This window comes from Amycolatopsis bartoniae (assembly GCF_014191255.1).
In the GTDB taxonomy this organism is placed as follows: Bacteria; Actinomycetota; Actinomycetes; order Mycobacteriales; family Pseudonocardiaceae; genus Amycolatopsis_E; species Amycolatopsis_E bartoniae.
Window position 1 is genome coordinate 176,574 of sequence record NZ_JACHWH010000008.1, and the last position, 20,124, is coordinate 196,697.

At 71.3% G+C, this 20,124-nt stretch carries 20 protein-coding genes and 1 other RNA gene; 7 read left to right on the forward strand and 14 right to left on the reverse strand.

Going from position 1 to position 20,124, the window contains the following annotated elements:
- Nucleotides 1-480 precede the first annotated feature (480 nt).
- From FHX82_RS37400 to rnpB, 3 genes are all read right to left on the reverse strand, one after another.
- Entirely contained in the window at nucleotides 481-612 is a 132-nt protein-coding gene (locus FHX82_RS37400) for a hypothetical protein (protein ID WP_260172478.1), read from the reverse strand.
- 242 nt (nucleotides 613-854) lie between these two features.
- The gene (locus FHX82_RS29250; protein ID WP_373308720.1) at nucleotides 855-1,724 is read right to left on the reverse strand and encodes an SCO6745 family protein; all 870 of its coding nucleotides are present in this window, start codon (nucleotides 1,722-1,724) and stop codon (nucleotides 855-857) included.
- Nucleotides 1,725-1,750: 26 nt separating this feature from the next.
- Nucleotides 1,751-2,142, reverse strand: an RNA gene (gene rnpB, locus FHX82_RS29255) — RNase P RNA component class A.
- 27 nt (nucleotides 2,143-2,169) lie between these two features.
- Between rnpB and FHX82_RS29260 the strand changes: the two genes are divergently transcribed.
- Nucleotides 2,170-3,411, forward strand: a complete 1,242-nt coding sequence (locus tag FHX82_RS29260) for an SLC13 family permease (RefSeq protein WP_145938871.1) — start codon at nucleotides 2,170-2,172, stop codon at nucleotides 3,409-3,411.
- Here the strand turns inward: FHX82_RS29260 and FHX82_RS29265 are convergent.
- Genes FHX82_RS29265 through FHX82_RS29275 form a run of 3 tightly spaced genes read right to left on the reverse strand, consistent with a single transcriptional unit; the run spans nucleotide 3,399 to nucleotide 6,054 of the window.
- Nucleotides 3,399-4,502: a bifunctional RNase H/acid phosphatase gene (locus FHX82_RS29265; RefSeq protein WP_145938879.1), complete on the reverse strand. Its 1,104-nt coding sequence runs from the start codon at nucleotides 4,500-4,502 to the stop codon at nucleotides 3,399-3,401. The two genes, FHX82_RS29260 and FHX82_RS29265, sit on opposite strands and share 13 nt — an antisense overlap.
- A 2-nt stretch (nucleotides 4,503-4,504) precedes the next feature.
- On the reverse strand, nucleotides 4,505-5,242 hold the full coding sequence (locus FHX82_RS29270; RefSeq protein WP_145938870.1) for a zinc ribbon domain-containing protein: 738 nt from the start codon (nucleotides 5,240-5,242) through the stop codon (nucleotides 4,505-4,507).
- Nucleotides 5,239-6,054: a Nif3-like dinuclear metal center hexameric protein gene (locus FHX82_RS29275; protein WP_145938869.1), complete on the reverse strand. Its 816-nt coding sequence runs from the start codon at nucleotides 6,052-6,054 to the stop codon at nucleotides 5,239-5,241. The genes FHX82_RS29270 and FHX82_RS29275 overlap by 4 nt, the downstream gene beginning before the upstream one ends.
- 293 nt (nucleotides 6,055-6,347) lie before the next feature.
- Between FHX82_RS29275 and FHX82_RS29280 the strand changes: the two genes are divergently transcribed.
- From FHX82_RS29280 to FHX82_RS29290, 3 genes are read left to right on the forward strand one after another with little or no spacing between them, the layout of a single operon-like run.
- Complete coding sequence (locus FHX82_RS29280; RefSeq protein ID WP_145938868.1) at nucleotides 6,348-6,845, forward strand: low molecular weight protein-tyrosine-phosphatase; 498 nt, start codon at nucleotides 6,348-6,350, stop codon at nucleotides 6,843-6,845.
- Complete coding sequence (locus tag FHX82_RS29285; RefSeq protein WP_229881564.1) at nucleotides 6,842-7,702, forward strand: fructosamine kinase family protein; 861 nt, start codon at nucleotides 6,842-6,844, stop codon at nucleotides 7,700-7,702. The genes FHX82_RS29280 and FHX82_RS29285 overlap by 4 nt, the downstream gene beginning before the upstream one ends.
- Nucleotides 7,703-7,726: 24 nt before the next feature.
- Nucleotides 7,727-8,599 carry an SURF1 family cytochrome oxidase biogenesis protein gene (locus tag FHX82_RS29290; protein ID WP_145938866.1) on the forward strand — a complete coding sequence of 291 codons (873 nt, stop codon included), beginning with the start codon at nucleotides 7,727-7,729 and terminating at the stop codon, nucleotides 8,597-8,599.
- On the opposite strand, the gene FHX82_RS29295 is transcribed toward FHX82_RS29290, so the two are convergent.
- Both FHX82_RS29295 and FHX82_RS29300 read right to left on the reverse strand, forming a co-directional pair.
- On the reverse strand, nucleotides 8,550-9,419 hold the full coding sequence (locus FHX82_RS29295; RefSeq protein WP_145938865.1) for a cobalamin biosynthesis protein CobD/CbiB: 870 nt from the start codon (nucleotides 9,417-9,419) through the stop codon (nucleotides 8,550-8,552). The genes FHX82_RS29290 and FHX82_RS29295 overlap by 50 nt on opposite strands.
- 36 nt (nucleotides 9,420-9,455) lie before the next feature.
- Nucleotides 9,456-10,148 (reverse strand): FadR/GntR family transcriptional regulator, encoded by a 693-nt coding sequence (locus FHX82_RS29300; RefSeq protein ID WP_229881568.1) that lies wholly within the window; start codon nucleotides 10,146-10,148, stop codon nucleotides 9,456-9,458.
- Nucleotides 10,149-10,254: 106 nt separating this feature from the next.
- Between FHX82_RS29300 and FHX82_RS29305 the strand changes: the two genes are divergently transcribed.
- Nucleotides 10,255-10,752, forward strand: a complete 498-nt coding sequence (locus FHX82_RS29305; protein WP_145938864.1) for a gluconokinase — start codon at nucleotides 10,255-10,257, stop codon at nucleotides 10,750-10,752.
- Complete coding sequence (locus FHX82_RS29310) at nucleotides 10,749-12,119, forward strand: GntT/GntP/DsdX family permease (RefSeq protein ID WP_145938863.1); 1,371 nt, start codon at nucleotides 10,749-10,751, stop codon at nucleotides 12,117-12,119. The genes FHX82_RS29305 and FHX82_RS29310 overlap by 4 nt, the downstream gene beginning before the upstream one ends.
- Before the next feature lie 131 nt (nucleotides 12,120-12,250).
- Here FHX82_RS29310 and FHX82_RS29315 read toward each other — a convergent pair whose 3' ends face one another.
- The 5 genes from FHX82_RS29315 to FHX82_RS29335 form a co-directional block, all read right to left on the reverse strand.
- Entirely contained in the window at nucleotides 12,251-13,279 is a 1,029-nt protein-coding gene (locus FHX82_RS29315) for an IS110 family RNA-guided transposase (RefSeq protein WP_145939377.1), read from the reverse strand.
- Nucleotides 13,280-13,862: 583 nt separating this feature from the next.
- On the reverse strand, nucleotides 13,863-14,243 hold the full coding sequence (locus FHX82_RS29320; RefSeq protein WP_145938331.1) for a YrdB family protein: 381 nt from the start codon (nucleotides 14,241-14,243) through the stop codon (nucleotides 13,863-13,865).
- Nucleotides 14,225-15,223, reverse strand: coding sequence for an NAD(+) diphosphatase (nudC, locus tag FHX82_RS29325; protein WP_145938330.1), 999 nt, complete (start codon nucleotides 15,221-15,223; stop codon nucleotides 14,225-14,227). The genes FHX82_RS29320 and nudC overlap by 19 nt, the downstream gene beginning before the upstream one ends.
- Nucleotides 15,220-16,605 carry a M16 family metallopeptidase gene (locus tag FHX82_RS29330; protein ID WP_145938329.1) on the reverse strand — a complete coding sequence of 462 codons (1,386 nt, stop codon included), beginning with the start codon at nucleotides 16,603-16,605 and terminating at the stop codon, nucleotides 15,220-15,222. Before FHX82_RS29330 ends, nudC begins: the two co-directional genes overlap by 4 nt.
- Nucleotides 16,602-17,882, reverse strand: coding sequence for a M16 family metallopeptidase (locus tag FHX82_RS29335; protein ID WP_145938328.1), 1,281 nt, complete (start codon nucleotides 17,880-17,882; stop codon nucleotides 16,602-16,604). The genes FHX82_RS29330 and FHX82_RS29335 overlap by 4 nt, the downstream gene beginning before the upstream one ends.
- 158 nt (nucleotides 17,883-18,040) lie before the next feature.
- Here FHX82_RS29335 and FHX82_RS29340 point away from each other — a divergent pair, with 158 nt between their 5' ends.
- Nucleotides 18,041-19,081: a neutral zinc metallopeptidase gene (locus FHX82_RS29340; RefSeq protein WP_145938327.1), complete on the forward strand. Its 1,041-nt coding sequence runs from the start codon at nucleotides 18,041-18,043 to the stop codon at nucleotides 19,079-19,081.
- Here the strand turns inward: FHX82_RS29340 and FHX82_RS29345 are convergent.
- Nucleotides 19,078-20,124 (reverse strand): epoxide hydrolase family protein, encoded by a 1,047-nt coding sequence (locus FHX82_RS29345; RefSeq protein ID WP_145938326.1) that lies wholly within the window; start codon nucleotides 20,122-20,124, stop codon nucleotides 19,078-19,080. The genes FHX82_RS29340 and FHX82_RS29345 overlap by 4 nt on opposite strands.

The following is a 20,124-nucleotide window of genomic DNA, read 5'->3' on the forward strand; positions in this document are numbered from 1 at the left end:
GGTAACGGTCAAAGTGCTCTCCGTCGCCGGACAGTCGAACCTCACCAGGCACAGTACGGCCACTCTCCCTGAACTCGTCGCCCTCCATCATCGTTGCAAGGCCGCCCAGGATTAACCCCGTCCACCCGTATTTCGTAGTTTGCGTACGCACTCGCTCGAAATGAGCGTTTCTGCTCACTCTGCGTCCGTAGCACGCGCCGCAGGGACAGTGTGACAGACCCGATCGGTGGCAGTCCCGCTACCCGGCGGTGACGACTTCTCCGCCCTAGTCGATCATGGTCCGTTGCCCACCGGCATGACAGCTCCCCGACTTCATCACTGTCCGTGCAGGTCGGGAGGAAGATTTGGCTCGACCGCCGGAGCGCCGGCGTCGAGAAGGGGACAGGCTGCCCTGTTCGGAGCTAGCCCGCTCCGGGGCGGACAGCCTATCCTTGACGGGCCCGTTCGAGCACCGGTGGCCGCCGGCGCTCAGGGGCAGGGTCAACAGTTGTGCACGCCGCGCCAGACGATGATCGCGGCCTTCGCCAGTGCGATGAGCAACTGGGAGACGGGGCCGGTGTACCGCAGCCAACTCGGTTGCCGGCCCTGCTTCTTCTTGTGGGTCTTGGACATGGTTCCTCCTCTCGCGCCGATTTCGTGAAAAGCTGTCGAAATCCGGACACGTTCAGTCTGAGCCACGTCAGTGGGGCGTGACTACCCGTGACAGCCAAACTGCTCTCTGTTGTCGGGTAGCCGAATTCCACCAGGATGCCGTGGTTCGGGAGGAGGGCTTCCGCGCTGGTCAGGCGCGGCTGGGCGAACATGTTCGGCGGGGAGGCGGGCCGCTGCCCGCCAGCGCCCCGCCACTACTCCGTTCAGGCGCGCGGCGCCGCGAACACACCCGACGGGAAGGCGCCCGCCGCCACCGCGGCCCGGCTCAGCGTGCGGCCCAGTTCGTGCAGCCGGGCCGCCCGGTCGGCGCCGAGGCGTCGCCACGGGGCCACCGCGGAGGCGTTCGTCTGGGTCTCGATGCTCTCCCGCAGCGCGAGGCCCTGCTCGGTGAGCGCGCCGTCCGCGTCCAGGACGCCCTCGGCCTTCAGGTGGTCGCTCTCGGCGTCCCACTCCTCGTCCGACCAGCCTCGCGTCGCCTTGGCGGCCGACGGCAGAAAGCCCTTTCCCGTGGCCGTGTGGGTGATCAGCGCACCCAGGCCGCTCACGCCGTGCCCGACGAGCGCGGCGATGTGCCCGTCACCGCGGTACTCGCGCAGCAACGTGATCGCGTGCCACAGCACCACGTGCGGCTCGGACGGCCACGCCAGCTCCGCGTGGGCCGCGTACAGCGGGCGCCCGTCGCCGGTGCACGCCTCACTCGCCTCCCGGGCCAGCGAAGCCGCTTCGGCGGTCTCGTCGCTCGACACCGCTTCGCCGAGCAGGCGCCGCATCACGGCGTCGGCCACGGCGAAGCGCGTCTCGACGATCTGCGCGGGCGAAGCGAGCGTCCACGCCAGCGGGATGTGCTTCGCGACGAGCGCGGGGTTGAAGTTGTAGAACGTGGCGGCGACGGTGCCCGCGCTCACCGGCCCCATCGGAGCCGAGCGGCTCGCGAAGTACGCCATGCGACCGCGCCGCAGTCCGAGCCCGGACAACAGCTCTTCGGCCTCGGGCGCGAAGTAGATCATCGAGTGCAGGGGGTCAAGGACGCGGTGGCACCGGTGGGCCAGCGCGCGGGCTTCTTCGCTCTCCACGCCGGTACCTTCCCACATCGGGGAAGCGGACGAGTTGGCCTGTAAGCCGGATCCTGTTCCGCGCGCGAAGGCGCGGCGGCGGCCATCCATCTAGACCTGCCGTTGCCGGCAGGTTCGAGCGGCCTACCCGCAGGCTCGGGCGGGCAGCCCTCGAACGCCTGCGCAGGCGCCTGTCGCCAGGCGCCCTCTTGGCCTTGCTCCGGGTGGGGTTTACCGAGCCACCCCGGTCACCCGGGGTGCTGGTGGTCTCTTACACCACCGTTTCACCCTTACCCCGGCTCGGAAGCCGGGGCGGTCTGTTTTCTGTGGCACTGTCCCGCGGGTCGCCCCGGGTTGCCGTTAGCAACCACCCTGCCCTGTGGAGTCCGGACTTTCCTCGAAGGACCCGAAGGCCCCTCGCGACCGCCCGGCCAACTCGTCCGCGCACTCAGGGTAACTTGTCCGGGTGCTGGCGGCGGGCGGGAGTCTGGTTCTGCTCGCCGCCGTCCTCGCGTTCGCCACCGCGCGCCCACGCGGGCTGCCGGAGGCGACGGTCGCGCTGCCCGCCGCGGGGATCGTGCTGCTGCTGGGCTGGGTGCCGCCCGCCGACGCCGGGCACCAGGCGCTGACCATCCTGCCGACGCTCGGGTTCCTCGCCGCGATCCTGCTGCTGGCGCACCTCGCGGACCTCGACGGCGTGTTCACGTGGCTCGGCGCCCGGCTCGCCCGCGCCTGCCGCGGGCGGCCCCGGCGGCTGCTCGTGCTGACCTTCGCGGCCGCGGCGGGCACCACGGCGGTGCTCAGCCTCGACGCCACGGTCGTGCTGCTCACCCCCGTCGTCTTCGCCACGGCGAAACGCCTGGAGCTGCCACCGCGGCCGCACCTCTACGCGTGTGCGCACCTGTCCAACTCGGCCTCGACGCTGCTGCCGGTGTCGAACCTGACGAACCTGCTCGCGTTCTCCGCGTCGGGTCTGAGCTTCGCCGGGTTCACCGCGTTGATGGCGTTGCCGTGGCTGGTGACGATCGCGATCGAGCTGGGGGTGTTCTTCCGGTTCTTCGCGCGCGACCTGACCGGCGAGGCGGGCGCACCCGCGGGCGAGATCCCGCCGACGCCGGTGTTCGCGCTCGTCGTGCTGGCCGTGACGCTGGCGGGGTTCGGCGTGGCGCCGCTGATGCACGTCGAACCGGTGGTGGTCGCCGCGATCGCCGCCGTGGTGCTCGCCGCGCGGGCGCTGTCGGCGCGCCGCGTCCGCGTGCCGACGCTCATCGCGGAGGCGAACCCGCTGCTGTGCCTGTTCGTGCTCGGGCTCGCGGTCGTGGTCGAGGCGGTGTCGCGGCACCTGCTGGGCGAACCGCTGCGCGCGCTCCTGCCGGACACGCCCGGGCTGCCACAGCTGCTGCTCACCGCGGGAGTCGCGGCCGTGCTCGCGAACCTGGTGAACAACCTGCCCGCGACGCTGCTCCTGCTGTCGGTGCTCGGGCCGCATCCCGCGCCCGGCATCCTGCTGGCCGTGCTGCTGGGCGTGAACCTCGGCCCGAACGCCACCTACCTCGGCTCGCTCGCGACGCTGCTGTGGCGGCGGGTACTGCTCGGACAGGGCGAATCCCCGCGCTGGCGGGACTTCCTGCGCTTGGGCACGCTGACCGTGCCCACCACACTCGCCGCGTCGACGGCCGCGCTGTGGCTAGCTCTTCAGCTCAAGTGACAGGTGTCGTTCACGAGCCGCACCGAAGCGTTGCCGTCCGGGTAGAACTCGACGATCGACAGCGACGCGAGGTCCAGGTGCAGCCGGAACAGCAGCGAGGGACCGGCGTCGAGCCCCATGCGCAGCAACGACTTGATCGGCGTCACGTGGCTCACCACGATCACCGTGCGGCCGGCGTGCGTCTCGAACAGCTCGTCGCGGAACGCCAGCACCCGCCGGTGCACGCGCTCGAAGCTCTCGCCGCCCGGCGAAGGCACCGTGAAATCGCGCAGCCAGCGGGAATGCAGCTCGGGATCGCGCTCAGCCGCCTCCGCGAAGGTCAGGCCCTCCCAGTCGCCGAAGTCGGTCTCCAGCAGACCCTGGCGCGTCTCGACACGGCCACCGACCACGTCCGCGACCGCCTGCGCCGTCTGCATCGTGCGGGTCAGCGGGGACGCGAGGATCGGCGTGGGCTCGTCCGCGTCCGCCACGCCGGGCAGCGCCGCGATCCGCTTCGCGGCGGCCGCGGCCTGCTGGCGGCCCAGCTCGGTGAGCGGGACGTCGCCGCGCCCGGAGTACCGGCGGTCGACGGACATCTCGGTCTGCCCGTGCCGCAACAGGAGCAGCCGGGTGGGCTTGCCCTGTGCACCCGTCCAGCGCGCGGGCGAGTTGGCGGGCACCTCGGTGCGGGTCGCGGGCACCTCGGTGCGCTTGCCCGCCTGCGCGTCCATCGCCTCGTTGGCGAGCCGGTCGGCGTGCGAGTTCTGTGCCCGCGGCACCCACTCGTAGCGGACCCGCTCGAACCGCTCCGCCAGCTCGCGCGCCTCCTGCGCGAGCGGCTGCAGCGCGGCGTGCTTGATCTTCCAGCGCCCGGACATCTGCTCCACGACGAGCTTCGAGTCCATCCGGACGTCCACTGTGGACGCTCCGAGCTCCGCCGCGGCGGCCAGCCCCGCGACGAGGCCCTGGTACTCGGCCACGTTGTTCGTGGTGACGCCCAGCCCCTCGGCGCGCTCGGCGAGCACCTCGCCCGTCGCCGCGTCCTTGACCACCGCGCCGTACCCGGCGGGCCCCGGGTTGCCCCGCGAACCGCCGTCGGCCTCGACGACCACGTTCACAGACCGGACTCCAGGGTGCGCACCAGGATCGCGCCGCAGTTCTCGCACTGCACGACCTCGTCCTCGGCCGCCGACTTGATCTCCGAGATGGCCGCGCGGTCGATGTCCAGCTGGCAGGCCCCGCACCGGCGTGCCCGCAGCAGCGCGGCGCCGATGCCCTTGTGCTCGCGGGTGCGCTCGTAGAGCTTGAGCAGCGGCTCCGGGAACCGCGGCAGCAGCTTCGCGCGGTCCTCGTCGCGGCGCGCCTGCGTGGTGTCGAGGTCGAGCACGTTCTCGTCCCGGCGGCGCTGCGCGTCGGCCAGCTCCTGCTGGGCCTTGTCGACCTCCGCACCGGTGCGCTGCGCGTCCAGCTCCAGCGCCTCGCGGCGCTCCATCAGCTCCAGCAGGTCGTCCTCCAGCGCGGCCTGGCGGCGGGCGAGGGTCTCCAGCTCGTGCTGGAGGTCGTTCATCTGCTTGGCCTGGATCGAGCCGGACTCCAGCAGCTTGCGGTCGCGGTCCTCGCGGGCGCGGACGGACTCGATCTCCTTCTCCTGCCGCGCGATCTCGCGGTCGAGGTCCGACGCCGCGGTCTGGGTGGCGACGAGCGCGTCGCGGCGGGAGCGCAGCGTCTTCTCGATCGCGTCGATCTCGGCCAGCTCGGGCAGGGTGCGGCGGCGGTGCTCGACGCGGGACAGCTCGGCGTCCACCTTGGCGAGTTCGAGCAGCTGACGCTGGACGGCGGGGTCTGCCTTCACTGGTTGCGCTCCCTTGAGGTTCGGATGGTCCACGGGTCGGTGCGCCGGGTGGACACGTGGGTCTCGACGTTACCCGCAAACGCCCGGCGCAGGACTGCCGAGGCTTGCTCGCACCACGGCCATTCGCTGGCCCAGTGCGTGAGGCCGACCAGCGCGGGGCCACCCGCGGCGAGGTGCTCGCCCGCGGGGTGGTGCCGCAGGTCCGCGGTCACGTACGCGTCGACGCCGGCCTGCGCCGCGACGGCGAGGTGGCTGTCCCCCGCGCCGCCCGCCACCGCGACCGTCCTGATTGGACGGTCCGGGTCACCGGCGCCGAGCACGCCGGGTTCGGTCTCCGGCAGTGCCTCGGCGACGCGCTGCACGAAGACCGAAAACGGCTCCGGCTCGGGCAGCTCCCCGATGCGGCCGAGGCCGGTGCGCTCGCCGATCGGGTCGAGCGGGCGCAGCACGCGCAGCCCGATGGCCTCGGCGAGGGCGTCGGAGACACCGGGGTCGGCAGAGTCGGCGTTGGTGTGCGCGCAGTACAGGGCGACGCCCTCGCGGATGAGCCGGTGCACCAAGGCGCCCTTGGGGGTGTCGGCCGGCACACCGTGCACGCCGCGCAGCAGCAGCGGATGGTGGGTGACGAGCAGCTGGGCGCCGAGGTCGAGCGCCTCGTCGACGGTCTCGCTGGTCGGGTCGACGCAGATCAGCACAGTTCTGACCGGCTCGGCCGGGTCCCCGCAGACGAGCCCGATCGCGTCCCAGCTCTCCGCGAGCTCGGGCGGGTAGGCGTCCTCCAGTGCGGCGATGACTTCGGCGAGTGCGGGCATGACGGGGATCTTCGCATCCGGCGTCGGCGGGAGTCCGCTGACCCGATCCGGTGACGTCCGGAACTCCGGCCGATTCATGCGCGACCATCGATGGAACGCCGACGATGGGAGCGACCATGGAACACGAGCACGAGGTACCGGCGCCGGGCTGCTGCGGCAACGCCTGCGGGAAGTGCACCGGTCCGGGCTGCGGCTGCTGTTCGAGCTGCGGCTAGCGTCGAGGACGGCCCCTGGCGAACGCTTCGCCAGGGGCTTTCTCGTGCCCGCCGTGGTCCGTGCGAGAAGGTGTGGCCATGAGTTCTCCCACGGACAAGGCGCTGCACGTCTGTTTCGTCTGCTCCGGCAACATCTGCCGCTCCCCGATGGCCGCCATCGTGTTCCGCGACCACCTGGACCGCGAGGGCCTTGGTGACCGGGTGCGCGTCAGCAGCGGCGGCACCGGCCCGTGGCACGTGGGCGAGCCCGCCGACGCCCGCGCGCTGGCGACCCTGCACGCGCACGGCTACGACGACAAGCACATCGCCACGCAGGTCGACGAGGAACACCTGTCCGCCGACCTGCTGCTCGCCGCGGACGCCGGGCACCTGCGCGACCTGCGGCGCCTGCTCGACGACCCGTCCCGCGTGCGCCTGCTGCGCTCGTTCGACCCGGCCGCGCCCGAAGGCGCCGAGGTCCCGGACCCGTACTACGGCGGCGACGAGGGGTTCGACGAGGTGCTGGCGATGATCGAGCGCACGGTCCCGGGCCTGCTGGAATGGGTGCGCGGCGAACTGGGCACACTGCACGCGTGAACGCACGTGAGGCCGTGGAGCGGCTGTACGGCGGCGAAGTGACGGGTGTGCGCCGCGCCGGCGGGGCGATCTTCCTGGTCACCCTGGCGAGCGGCGAGGCCGTGATCGCCAAGGAGGGCGTCGGGCCGGGGGCGACGGCGGCCGAGGCCACGGGCCTGCGCTGGCTCGGCGAATACGGCGACGTGCCCACGCCCAGGGTGCACGGCCACGACGAGCAGTGGCTCGTCATGCAGTACCTCCCGCCCGGCGCGCCGACCGTCGAGGCCGCCGAGGAGTTCGGCCGGGGCCTGGCGAAGCTGCACCTGCGGGGCGCGGACGCGTACGGCTGCCCGCCGCCGGGCGGTCCGGTGGACGCGTGGATGGGCGTCGCGCCGATGCGCAACGAGCCGTGCCCCGACTGGCCGACGTTCTACGCGGAGCACCGCGTCCTGCCGTACGTGCGGGACTGCGTCGACCAGGGCCTGTTCACCACCGACGACGCCGGGCTGTTCGAGAAGCTCGGCGACCGGCTCGGCGAACTCGGCGTGCCCGCCGAACCGCCCGCGCGCATTCACGGCGACCTGTGGAGCGGGAACGTGCACTGGGGCACCGACCGGGTGTGGCTGATCGACCCGGCCGCGCACGGCGGGCACCGCGAGGCGGACCTCGCCATGCTGCAACTGTTCGGTACGTCACTGCTCGGCTCGATCCTCGGCGGCTACGCCGAAGGTGCCGAGGACGAGGGCGCCCCGCTGGCCGAGGGCTGGCGCGACCGCGTGCCGCTGCACCAGCTGTTCCCGCTGCTCATGCACGCGGCGGTGTTCGGCGGCGGCTACGCGCGGCAGGCGTTGTCGGCGGCCCGGTCCTGCCTGCGCTGAACCCCCGGGGCTACCGTGGACGGCGTGCGGTGGAAGTTCCTGCTCAGGCCCAGCTGGCTCGCCCTCGTCGCGGGCGTGCTGATTTTCGCTTTCGCCTGTTTCTGGCTGCTCTCGCCGTGGCAGTTCAGCCGCAACTCCGAGCGCGAGGCCCAGAACTCCGCGGTACAGGCGTCGATGACCGCCCAGCCGAAGCCGCTCGACACCGTGCTCGCGCCGGGCGTCGCGCCGGACCGGAAGACGGAGTGGACGCGCGTCACGATCACCGGCACGTACCTGCCGGAGTACGAGGTGGTCGCGCGGCTGCGAACGGTTCAGGGCGAGCCGGCGTTCGAGGTGCTCACGCCGCTGCGCACCACCACCGGCGAGGTCGTGCTGATCGACCGCGGTTACGTCCAGCCGGGTGAGCACAACTCGGTCCCGCCGTACGCCGCGCCGCCCGCGGGCGTGGTCGACGTCGTGGGGCGGATCCGCCAGGACGAGACGGACCCGAAGAACCGCGACGCGTTCGCCGACGCCTCCACTGGCGGCAAGCTGCAGAGCTACGACGTGGACTCGCGCGTGGTGGCCCGCTCCAGCGGACTGCCCATCCGGCCGGGCTACTTCCAGCTGGACCAGAACACGCCCGGCGTGCTCAACGCCCTGCCGCTCCCCCAGCTCGACGCGGGCCCGTTCTTCTCGTACGCGCTGCAGTGGATCGCGTTCGGCGTGATGGCCCTTGGCGGCCTGGCGTACTTCACCATCCGGGAGCTCAAGCCCGGTGGCGTGCTCGCCGAAATGGGCGAGCGGCAGAAGGAGAAGAAGGCGCGCAAGCGGAAGTCCGTGGCGGAGATTCTCGCTGAGGACGAGGCTAACGAGAGCGGCGAAGACCGGTCAGAAGAGCCAGCACGGCAGAACTGACCGCGGTCAGCAGCCCCACCACCCGGGACAGCTCCACCGCGCGCGTCACGTGCCCGGCGTCCGGGTTGCGGCCGTCGCCGAGCACCGGCAGCTCCGCCACCCCGTCCGGGTACACCGTCCGCCCGCCGAGGCGGATCTCCAGCGCCCCCGCGAAGGCGGCCTCGATGCGGCCCGCGTTCGGGCTCGGGTGCGCCGTCGTGTCGCGGCGCCACGCCCGCCACGCGCCGCTCGCGGACCCGCCGACCACCGGCGCGCCCGTCACGGTGAGCGCGGCGGCGACGCGGGTCGGCACCAGGTTCACCAGCTCGTCGAGCCGGGCGGCGAACCTCGTTCCCCGCAGCACGCTGAGCACCCGCGACACGAGGAGGCCGGGGATGCCGGCGACCGCGCCCCAGAACATGGGTGCCACCACGGAGTCCGAGGTGTGCTGTGCGACGGATTCGACCGACGCCCTCGACAGTCCGATGACGTCGAGCGACTTCGTGGTGCGCGCGTCGAGCCCGGAGAGCGTGTCGCGAGCGGAGTCGAGCTCGCCGTCTTCGAGGTCGCGGGCCAGGGACGTGCCGTCGGCGGCGAGCCCGGCTCCGCCGAGCACCGCCCACGTGGCGACGGCCGTTCCCGCCGCCTGCAGCACGGGACTCCGGCGCGTCGCGCGCTCGACCGCGATCCCCGCGACCACGAGACCGCCGACCAGACCGGCGGTGTAGGCGGGCCGCTTGCCTTCCAGCGCCCCGCAGAAGGCGGCGAGCGGCTCGCCGCGCCCGATCACGCCGTCGGCGGCCGCACCCAGCAGCAGCCCGATGGCTCGCGCCGCACTCACCCCGTGCCCCCCGGTTGTCCGTTTCCGCGGGGGAGGTTACTCGAACTGCTCGGCCACCTCGTCGCGCGCCTGCTCCATGATGCGGCGCATCGCCTCCTCGGCCTCGTCGGCGTTCCCGGCGTCGACCGCGAGCGCGACGCGGACGTGCAGCGCGACGGCTTCGGGCTGGGGTTCCGGCGGCATGAGGCCGTGCTCGGTGCGGCCGGTGAGCACCTGCGCGACGACGTCGGAGAGCTGCGCGAACATCGGGTTCCCCGACGCCGCGAGCACGACGTGGTGGAAGGCGATGTCGTGGTCGAGGAACGCGCCGAGGTCCCGCGCCTTGGCCGTGGTCTGCAGGTGGCTCGCCAGCGCCCGCAGCCGCCCGCGGTCCTCCGGCGTGGCGCGCAGCGCGGCGAACCGGGCGGCGGTGGGCTCGACGGCCCAGCGCAGCTCCATCAGCATCCGCAGCGCCTGCTCCCTGCCGCTGCCGTCGAGCTGCCAGCCGATCAGGCGCGGGTCGAAGTGGTTCCACTCGGCCGGATCCCGCACCGTGACGCCGACCCGGCGCTTGCTGCTGGTCAGGCGCATGACTTCGAGGGACCGCACGACCTCGCGCGCGACCGTCCGCGACGCGCCGTACTGCTCCTGCAGCTGTTCGAGCCGCAGGACCGTGCCTGGGGGGATTTCCCCCGACGCGATCGCGGTACCCAGTTCGTCGAGCACGCGTGCGTGCCTGCCGTCAGCCACGCCGCGAACACTAGAGGACTGATTCGATTAAGTAGTACTTGTGTCTTGAATAAGTAGTACTTTTGCGGTGCACTACTTCGAGGACGAAGAGGTCGGGAGACGAGAGATGACCGTCATCGTGGTGATGGGCGTGGCCGGGTCGGGCAAGACGACTGTCGGCGCCGAGCTGGCCCGGCGCCTCGGCGTCGAGTACGCCGAGGCCGACACCTTTCACCCGGCGGCGAACATCGCGAAGATGTCGGCAGGCCATCCGCTCACCGACGAGGACCGGCAGCCGTGGCTGGCGGCGATCGCCGGCTGGATCCACGCGCACCAGGAGACCGGCGGCGTGGTGTCGTCGTCGGCGCTCAAACGCCGTTACCGCGATGTGCTGCGCAGCGGCGGGGACGTGTGGTTCCTGCACCTGGACGGGCCGCGGGAGCTGATCGCGGACCGGATGCGGAGCCGGTCGGGGCACTTCATGCCGGTGTCCCTTTTGGACTCGCAGCTCGCCGACCTCGAACCACTGGAGAACGACGAGCGCGGGCTCGTGGCCGATATCGCCACTCCGCCCGAGGACATCGTGCGTGCCGCGCTCGACGCACTGGCAAAGGAGCCGAAGTGATCACGCTGGCCGCCGGATGGACCGGGCACGACACCCGGTTGATCGTCGCGACACTCGTCGCGATCGCGCTGATCGTGGTGTTGATCAGCAAGTTCAAGCTGCACGCCTTCCTCGCGCTGATCCTGGGGTCGGGCGCGCTCGGGCTCATCGCCGGGCTGCCGGTCGACAAGTTGCTGAAGAGCTTCTCCAGCGGGGTGGGTTCGACGGTGGCGTCCGTCGGGGTGCTCATCGCGCTGGGCGCCATGATCGGCAAGCTGCTCGCTGATTCCGGTGGGGCGGAACAGATCGTGGACACGATCGTCTCCCGCTCGGGCAGGCGGGCGTTGCCTTGGGCGATGGCGTTGGTGGCGGCGCTGATCGGGTTGCCGATGTTCTTCGAGATCGGGCTCGTGCTGTTGATCCCGATCGTGCTGCTGGTGGTGAAGCGCACCGGGCGGCCGGTGATGCTGGTCGGAATTCCCGCGCTGGCCGGGCTTTCCGTGTTGCACGGCCTGGTGCCGCCCCACCCGGGCCCGCTCGCGGCGGCGGGTGCCCTGAACGCGAACGTCGGGATCGTGCTGGCGTTCGGCCTGCTCGTGGCCATTCCGACGGTGATCATCGCGGGTCCGCTGTTCGGCATGGTGGCGGCCCGCTGGGTGCCGGACGCCGTCGCCCCGGAGCGTCTCGTGCCCGCTGCTCACGAGGAGTCGGCGGAGGTGCGCCGCCCCAGCTTCGGAGCGACGCTGTGCACGGTGCTGCTACCGGTGGTGCTGATGCTGGCGAAAGCGCTCGCGGACATCCTGGCGAAGAGCGGGAGCGAGGTCCGGCGGGTGCTGGACTTCATCGGCGACCCGCTGGTGGCGCTGTTGCTGACGGTGCTGCTGGCCATGTTCACCCTGGGCCGCGCGGCGGGCTTCACGAGGGACCGCCTGTCGTCGACGGTGGGCGATGCGCTGGGGCCCATCGCCGGAATCATCCTGATCGTGGCCGCGGGCGGCGGTTTCAAGCAGACCCTGGTGGACGCCGGCGTAGGGGACGTGATCACCCAACTCGCGACGGGCGCCTCCATCCCGGCACTGTTGTTGGGCTGGCTGGTCGCGGTGGCCATCCGCCTGGCCACCGGCTCTGCCACGGTGGCCACAGTCTCGGCGGCGGGCATCGTTTCGCCGCTGGCAGCCACCCTGGACCCAACCCACAGCGCACTGTTGGTACTGGCCATCGGCGCAGGCTCACTGTTCTTCTCCCACGTGAACGACGCAGGCTTCTGGCTGGTGAAGGAATACTTCGGCCTGTCGGTGGGCCAGACGATCAAAAGCTGGTCGGTAATGGAAACAGTGATCTCAGTGGTGGCAATAGCAATCCTTTTGCCACTAGGCGCACTTTTCTAACGAAACGCGGCAACACAAAGACGCCCGGCACACGCCCGGACCTCCCCCGTCCCCGATCCCCAGCCTCATTAGCGGTTGGCTCGCCGTGTCAAGGGTCGCGCAGCGATCGCGAAGCGACGCCGAAGAAGCTTCTATGTCAAGTGGTGGTGGTCGGTTTGTAGTGCGTGGTAGATGACGTTGGTGAGGTGGCGTTTGAGGGCGCGGATGGCGGCTTTTTTGGTGGCGTGGGGGTGTTGCTGGGTCCAGCGGTCTCGGAATTGCTGGGCGGGTGGGTGGTGGATGAGCTGGATGAGGGCGATGCGGTGCAGGCAGGTGTTGAGTTGCCGGTTCCCGCCGCGGTTGAGCCGGTATTGGGGTGTGTTGGAGGACCAGACCGGGATGGGTGCGGTGCCGGTGTGCATGGCGAACGCGGCGGGGCTGCGGAAACGGGTGATGTCGGCGACTTCCCCGATCAGTTTGGCCGCGGCGAGGACGTTGATTCCCACGATCGCCATCAGGGTGGGTGCGATCGGGGTGACCAGCTCGCTCAGGCGTCGCTCGAGTATCAGGATCTGCTCGGTCAGCCGGGTGATGTCGGCCAGCAGGTCCAAGGCGATGTCGCGGCGGACACTGGCGGGCAGGGCCGCAACCATCCCGGTGAGGGCGTGCTGGCGGCGGCGCCCGGTCAGTGTCCGCGTCCCCTCGTCCAGCCCGGGTGCCAGGTCATGCAGGTGCCAGCGCAGCCGGCAGATCGCGGCGGTGCGGGCCGCCACCACCGTCTCCCGCCGGTCGATCAGCAACCGCAGGTCCAACGCGACCTGATCCAACCTCGCCGCAGGCAAACGCGGTTCACGCAGCGCGGCCCGGGCGATCGCGAGCGCGTCGATCGGGTCGGACTTGCCCCGGGTGCGGGCACTGGCCCGGCACGCGACCATCAGCTTGGGCGGTACCCACACCACCGCCGACCCCATCCCGATCAGCGTGCGCACCAGACGACCCGCCACCGCACGCCCGTCTTCCACCGCCCACCGCCGCTGCCCGAACCGCCCGGCCCACACCCACAACCGCAACACCCCGGCCTCGTCAGCCGCCACCGTCACCTGACCGAGCTTGCGACCCACCTCGTCCACCGCGACCGCGGTATGGGTGTGCTTGTGCGGATCAATCCCAATGACCACCATGGTTCTCGCGTGTCCTTCCACTCCAGGGCAGGCATGCACCCCGGGCCAGGCTGGACGGACACACCTCAGTCGAGTTGATGGATGGCGTCTCGTCCACGCTTCTATCAAGTCACGCCCAGCCGGCCCGGGACCCCGGCCACGCTGGACAATTCTTCGCCAAGCCAACCACCAACACGCAGGTGACAGCGCCCTTGAGAGTCACCACGCAACCGAGGACCAGACCCTAACCGCCACACGACGGCACCAACACCCCACCACTGAGGCGCCCTTGACGCGGTGAGCCAACCGTTAAACGATCAAGGGGATGGGGCGGGGGTGGCCGGGCATTGGAGGGCGCCCGCGCCCGGCCCACAGCAGGTGACCACGCTGGGACGAAAGAGGAAAAGAATGCCTCGCCGGCGGGCAGGCTCCAGGATGATGGGGGCCCAAAGGGATCTCACCTTGGGGTGGGTGGTCGAGTTGAGTGATCATCCCGTCGCCTGCGGTTTGTGCATATCACTTTGAGGACCAGCCGCAAGGTTGGGTAGCTCGGCCGCCGGTGAGCACGAATGTTGCGGCTGCTCCTCAAAGTGATGGTCCTGAATCAGGCGACGGGATGATCACCCAACTCTTGGCTGCGCTTCCCCCGCGTCGCGGTTGTGTAGCTCACGTTCGCCACCGCGACCACTCCCAGGAGCGCTCCCAGCACCGGGTGCCCGGTAACCACCAATGCGACCACAGCCGCTCCGAAGAACACCGCCTTCACCGCCAGCACCCCTACCACCGGCAGCCCGAAACTCGCCCGTGGGGCCGCGAAAAGCCCCCACACCACCGCCGCCACCACGGGTGCTCCGATGCCCAGCACGAACTTCCACACGATCCCGTCACCGGTGGCGAAACCCCAGTACGCCAGCGCCGCCAAGGCCAGTAGTTCCAGCAGGAACGCGAGGCCCTCGTTGACGAGTCTCACTCCGCGTACGCCCACGCTTCCAGCATCACGCGGGCGATCGACGAGTTGCCCGGCAGCATGAGCGTTGACGTGCCGTCACCGATCGGGGTCGGTCTGCCCTCGTTCGCGAAGGCCGCCTGCACGTCCGCGCGGGACACCCACAGCGCCTCTTCGATCTCGCCCTCCGCCGGGTGCAGGGGTTGCGACGAGTCGGCCCGGGCGGTGAAGCCCAGCATGATCGAGCGCGGGAACGGCCAGGGCTGGCTGCCGAGGTACCGGACGTCGCCGACCTCGATCCCGGCCTCCTCCCGGATCTCGCGCGTCACGCAGCCTTCGAGGGACTCCCCCGCTTCGACGAAACCGGCCAGTACCGAGTACCGGCCCTGCGGCCAGATCGGCTGACGCGCCAGCAGCACGCGCTCGCCGTTGACCCCGGCCTCGTCGTGCACCAGACAGATGATCGCCGGGTCCGTGCGCGGGTACTCCTCGTGGCCCTTCGCCTCGCAGCGCGTCGCCCAGCCGAACTGCGTGACCTGCGTCGGGCTGCCGTCGCGGGCGCAGAACCGCGCCCGGCGGTGCCAGTTCCGCAACGCATGCGCGGTGGTGAACAGGCCCGCCGACGTGTCGTCGAGCCGGTCGCCGTAACCACGCAGGTCGACCCACACCTCGCCGTCGGCCTTCGGGTAGCGCTCGGTCAGGCCCCAACTCCCGCGGGACTCCACGACCTCCTGCTCCCCCGCCGGCTCGCCGGGCAGCGTCCAGTAGTCGACGCCCTGCCACTCACCGAGGAACATCGCCTCCTCGGGCGGGGCGTCACCGAAAGAAAGCGCTTTCCGGCACGAGAGCACGCCTTCGTCCTCGCGCACCGGCGTGCGGCCCTGCTCGTCGAGCAGCAGGACCTCGGCCTGCGGCCAGCGGGCCAGCAGGCGCTCCGGGTTGGTGCGCAACGTCTCCTGACGGTCCACAGTGGACCGCGACAGGGTGGGGAGCTTGCCGAGCTGGAACGGGACCGTCATGACGCCGCGGGCTCTCCCACGGTGAACCCGCCGAGCGCGGCGAGCTTCGGCGCGAGGCTGTCCGCGTCGCCGACCACCACACCCGTGAACCGCGTCGGGGCGAAGAAGTCCAGCGCGGCCTGCGCGACCTCCTCCACCGTGACCGCCGCGAGCCGCACCGGGTGCTCCGCCAGCCACTCCGCGCCGAGCCCACCGGCCGCGAGCGCGGACAGCTGGCTGGCCAGCCCCGACTGCGAAGCCGTGGACGTCAGCAGCGAGCCGATCGCGTACTGCCGCACCGACTCGACCTCCTCCGCCGTCGGCGGCACGAGCCCGAGCCTGCCCAGCTCGTAGAAGGTCTCCAGCACGGCGGCGGCGGTGACGTCGTTCGCGGTGTCCGCGTCGACCCCGACCGTGGCCGTGCGGCCGGTGAACTCGAACCCGGAGTGCGCGCTGTACGTGTAACCCTTGTCCTCACGGATGTTCTCCACCAGCCGGGAGGAGAAGTACCCGCCGTAGGTGAGGTTCGCCAGCTGCAGTGCCGGATACCGCGGATCGGTCCGCGGCAGTGCCTGCGCGATCAGCCGGATCTGCGACTGCACCGCGCCCGCGCGCGGCACCAGCAGCACGTCCCCGCCTGCCACCAGCGGCAACGCCGGAAGCACGGACGCGGTGGTGTCCGACTGCCAGCCACCCAACGCCTCTTCCAGCCTGGACACGATCCCGTCCGGATCGAAGTCGCCGACGAGCGTCAGCACCGACCCACGCGGCAGCACCGAAGCGGCGTGCAGCGCGCGCACGGCGTCCGGCGTCACCCGCGCCACGTCCTCGGCCTGCGGCATCTCCCGCGTCACCGGGTGCTCGCCGTAGACGTGCTTGAGCAGCGCCTCGCGGGCGATCACCCGTGGCTGCGTACGCGAAACGGCCAGGCGCTCGACCAGGCGCGCCGACTCGCGGTTCACCTCGTTGTCCACATAGGACGCCGAGGTGAGCACGTCGGCCAGCACCTCGAACAACGTCGGCAGGCCACTGGCGAGCGCGCTGCCGTTGATCGACAGCCGTTCCGGGTCCACCGACGCGTTCAGCTCGCCGCCGATCAGCGCCAGCTCCGTGTCGATCCCGATCCGGTCGCGCCGCCCGGTGCCGGTGAACATCGTCTCGACGAGCACCTCGGCCGTGGCGGCGTGCAGCGGGTCCTCGCCCGCGAACGGGATCCGCAGGCGCAGCTCCACCAGCGGCACGGTCGCCTTGCGGACCGCGAGCACGCGCAGCCCGTTGCCCAGCGTGATGTCCACATGGGACAGATCCGCCGCCGCGCGCTGGTCGCCCAGCTCCGGCACCGGCCGCGGGCCCCGCGGCGTCCGGCCGATCTCCGCCGCGTCGCGATGGGTCGCAGTGCTCACTTGCTCTCCTCCGTGTTGGGCTCGACCAGCAGGACCGCGCGCGAGTCGGGCCGCAGGGCCTTCGCGGCCGCCGAGACGTCCGCGGCGCTGACGGCCGCCATCCGGTCGGCCAGCCGGTAGATCAGGGACGAGTCGCCGTAGAGCAGCTCGAACGCGCCGAGGCCCAGCGTCCGCGACACCAGCCTGTCGTGCTCCGAGTGCAGGCTCGACGCCCAGCGCGCCGTGACCTTCTTCAGCTCCTGCTCGTCCGGCGGCGTCGCGGCGAGCTTCTCCAGCTCCTCGTCGATGGCGGACAGCACCCGCTCCGGCGCGACCTCCGAGGCGTGGATCGCGGTGATCGAGAACGTGTCGGGGTCGCGGGCCTCGAACGGGCCGAACAGCCCGGCGCCCGCACCGATGTCGGTGACCAGCGGCTCGCGGTGCACCAGGCGCTGCTGCAGGCGCGAGCCGTCGCCGTCGGTCAGCACGCCCGCCAGCACGAGGTTGGCCAGGTAGCCGTCGAGCTCGTTGACCGGGTCGGGCATCCGGTAGCCCACGGCGAGCGCGGGCAGCGGCGCGTGCGGGTCCACGTGCGTGTCGCGGACCTCGCCCGAGGGCGGCGGCTCGGCGAACGAGCGCTGCGGTGGCGCGGGCCGGTGCGGCACGTCGCCGAAGTGCTTCTCGATCAGCTCACGCGCCCTGTCCGGCTCCACGTCCCCGGCGACGGTGAGGACCGCGTTCGCCGGGGAGTAGTAGGTGTCGAAGAAGGCCGCGCAGTCGTCCAGGCTCGCCTGCTCCAGGTCGGTGAAGTCACCGTAACCGTTGTGCGCGTTGGGGAACGTGGAGTACAGGACCGGGGGCAGGAGGATCCACGGGAACCCGCCGTAGGGCCGGTTCAGCACGTTGAGCCGAATCTCCTCCTTGACCACGTCGATCTGGTTGGCGAGGTTCTCCCGCGTCAGCTTCGGCGCGCGCATCCGGTCGGCTTCGAGGAACAGCGCGCGCTCCAGCGCCGCCGAGGGCAGGACCTCGTAGTAGTCGGTGTAGTCCGGGTGCGTCGACCCGTTGAACGTGCCGCCGCTGGACTGCACCAGCTTGAAGTGCGCCAGCTTTTCGAGGCTCTCGCTGCCCTGGAACATCAGGTGCTCGAACAGGTGCGCGAACCCGGTGCGCCCCTCCGGCTCCGAGCGGAAGCCCACGTCGTAGTGCACGGAGACGCCGACCACGGGCGCGGTCGGGTCCGGCGCCACCACGACGCGCAGACCGTTGTCCAGGGTGAAGCGCGAGTTCTCGGGCATGCGGCCACTCTACGGCCAACCGGCCCACCCCGGCCGGGGGATCACCGGGCGGGAAGGTGCGCGCCGCGGACGATCTTCGCGTTTTCCGCCGGTGCCCCCGCGCGGACCCTCTATGCTGCGAGGCGCACGCTTCGAAACCTCCGGGAGACCATGCGGCGATGAGCCAACCGCCACCAGGCCACTGGCCGCCGCCGTGGGGTCCGTACCCGCCGCGGCCGCCGATGCCGCCCCCGCCGAAGAAGCACACCGGCGCCGTCGTGGCCGGGGTGCTCGCCGGGGTCGTGGTGCTGGCGGTGACGCTCGTGGTCACGCTGACGGCCGGCTCGTCCGGGTCCAGCACGGCGGCGTCGTCGAACACGATCCCGACGCTGACGTTCTCCTCCACCCCGTCGAGCTCGTCACGGCTGCCGACGTCCCGGAGCACGACCTCCTCGTCGAGCCGGTCCAGTTCGTCGCCGTCACCGACGTCGAGCGAGCCGCGCAAGATCTACACCCTTGCCGACCACCCGCTGCTGGCGAATCCGAACGCCGGGCTCGCCAACGCGCCGTGCGACGTGCCGGGCTGGCCGAGCAGCCCGGCGGCGTCGCAGGCGTTCTTCACCGCGGCCGCGCAGTGCCTCAACGCGCGCTGGGGCCAGGTGCTGAACGCGATGAACCTGCCGTTCCACCCGCCGCAGCTGGAGTTCCCCACCGGTTCGAGCTTCACGAGCGAGTGCGGCACGATCGACGTCGGCGTCACCACCGCGGCGTACTACTGCAAGGACCACCTGTACGTGCCCTACCGCGGGCTGCAGACCGACCAGTACGGCGACAAGCCGGGCGTGTACCTGGCGCTGTTCGCGCACGAATACGGCCACCACGTGCAGGACCTGGTGGGGCTGATGGACGCGGCGTGGGACGTCATCTACGCCGACGGGCAGAACAGCCCGGACGGCCTGGAGATGTCGCGCCGCAAGGAGTTGCAGGCCCAGTGCTTCTCGGGCATGTTCCTCGGCTCGACGGCCAACCACGGCGGCACGGTGACGCAGCAGGTGTTCGACGTGGCGTGGAACGATCAGGAAACCCGCGGCGACAACACGTCCGGCAGTCACGACCACGGCACCAACGCGCACTACGCGGCCTGGTGGCGCAAGGGCGCGGAGAGCGACCGGCTGGCGCAGTGCAACACCTTCGCGGCCCCGTCGAGCGAGGTCAGTTAGGACTGCGTACCGAGCTCGACCGCGCGGTGCACGTCGGCGGCGTAGGCCTCGGGCTGTTCCCAGGCGGCGAAGTGGCCGCCCGCGGGGTGTGCCACGTACTCGCGGACGTTCAGGAACACCTCGGCGTAGCTTCTCGGCTCCGGTTTGGTGTCGTGGGCGAACACCGAGAGCACCGTCGGCGTCTCGATCCGGGCCGGGAGGGCGGCCGGTTCGGTGTAGGTGGCGAACGACGTACCGATCGTGCCGGTGACCCAGTAGGCCGTGACCCAGGTGAGCAGCTCGTCCGGGGTGAAGGCCGATTCGCCGGACCAGGACTCCAGTTTCTCGACGAGCCATGCCGCGAGACCGGCGGGCGAGTCGCCGAGGGCGACGGCGAGCGTGTTCGGCCGCGTCGACTGCTCGGCGATGTACCCGCCATCGGTGCGGAACCACTGCGCCGCCCGGGCGAGGTACGCCGCCGCGTCGGGCGCGAGCCGCGCCGGATCCACCGCGAACGCGTGCTGCGGGGCGACGTTCGTGAGGTGCAGGGAGGCCACCCGGTCTGGGTGTTCGCCCGCGAGGACCTCCGCGACGGCACCACCCACGTCTCCGCCGGACAGGGTGTACCGCGAGTACCCCAGCTCATCGAGGGCGTCCGCGACGACCCGCACGATCCGGTTGACGGACATCCCGGGCGCGGTGAGCGGAGCCGCGAACGGGAAGCCCGGCAACGCGGGAACCACCACGTGCACGTCCGCGAGCAGGGGCAGCACGCGCTCGAACCGCAACACCGAGTCCGGCCAGCCGTGCAGCAGCACGACCACCGGCGCACCGGGATCCGCGGACCGCTGGTGGATCATCCGCAGCTCGGTGTCGCCCGCCCCCGCCGTCACCCACGGGAACGCCCGGATGCGGCGTTCGTGCACGTCCCAGTCGTAGGCGTTCGCCCAGTGTTCGAGCAGGCCGTCGAGGTGGGCGCCGTCGGTGCCGCGCGTGCTGTCGTCGCGCCACGGAGTCGCGACGCGCCGCGTCCGCCGGATTCGTTCCCGCAGTTCAGGTGTCAT

Excerpts from the sequence above, each read along its gene's own strand:
- FHX82_RS29280 (WP_145938868.1), top strand. The coding sequence starts at position 6,348 with ATGAGTTCTCCCACGGACAAGGCGCTGCACGTCTGTTTCGTCTGCTCC.
- FHX82_RS29345 (WP_145938326.1), bottom strand. The coding sequence starts at position 20,124 with ATGACACCTGAACTGCGGGAACGAATCCGGCGGACGCGGCGCGTCGCG.
- FHX82_RS37400 (WP_260172478.1), bottom strand. The coding sequence starts at position 612 with ATGTCCAAGACCCACAAGAAGAAGCAGGGCCGGCAACCGAGTTGGCTG.
- FHX82_RS29315 (WP_145939377.1), bottom strand. The coding sequence starts at position 13,279 with ATGGTGGTCATTGGGATTGATCCGCACAAGCACACCCATACCGCGGTC.
- FHX82_RS29305 (WP_145938864.1), top strand. The coding sequence starts at position 10,255 with ATGACCGTCATCGTGGTGATGGGCGTGGCCGGGTCGGGCAAGACGACT.
- nudC (WP_145938330.1), bottom strand. The coding sequence starts at position 15,223 with ATGACGGTCCCGTTCCAGCTCGGCAAGCTCCCCACCCTGTCGCGGTCC.
- FHX82_RS29275 (WP_145938869.1), bottom strand. The coding sequence starts at position 6,054 with ATGCCCGCACTCGCCGAAGTCATCGCCGCACTGGAGGACGCCTACCCG.
- FHX82_RS29335 (WP_145938328.1), bottom strand. The coding sequence starts at position 17,882 with ATGCCCGAGAACTCGCGCTTCACCCTGGACAACGGTCTGCGCGTCGTG.
- FHX82_RS29340 (WP_145938327.1), top strand. The coding sequence starts at position 18,041 with ATGAGCCAACCGCCACCAGGCCACTGGCCGCCGCCGTGGGGTCCGTAC.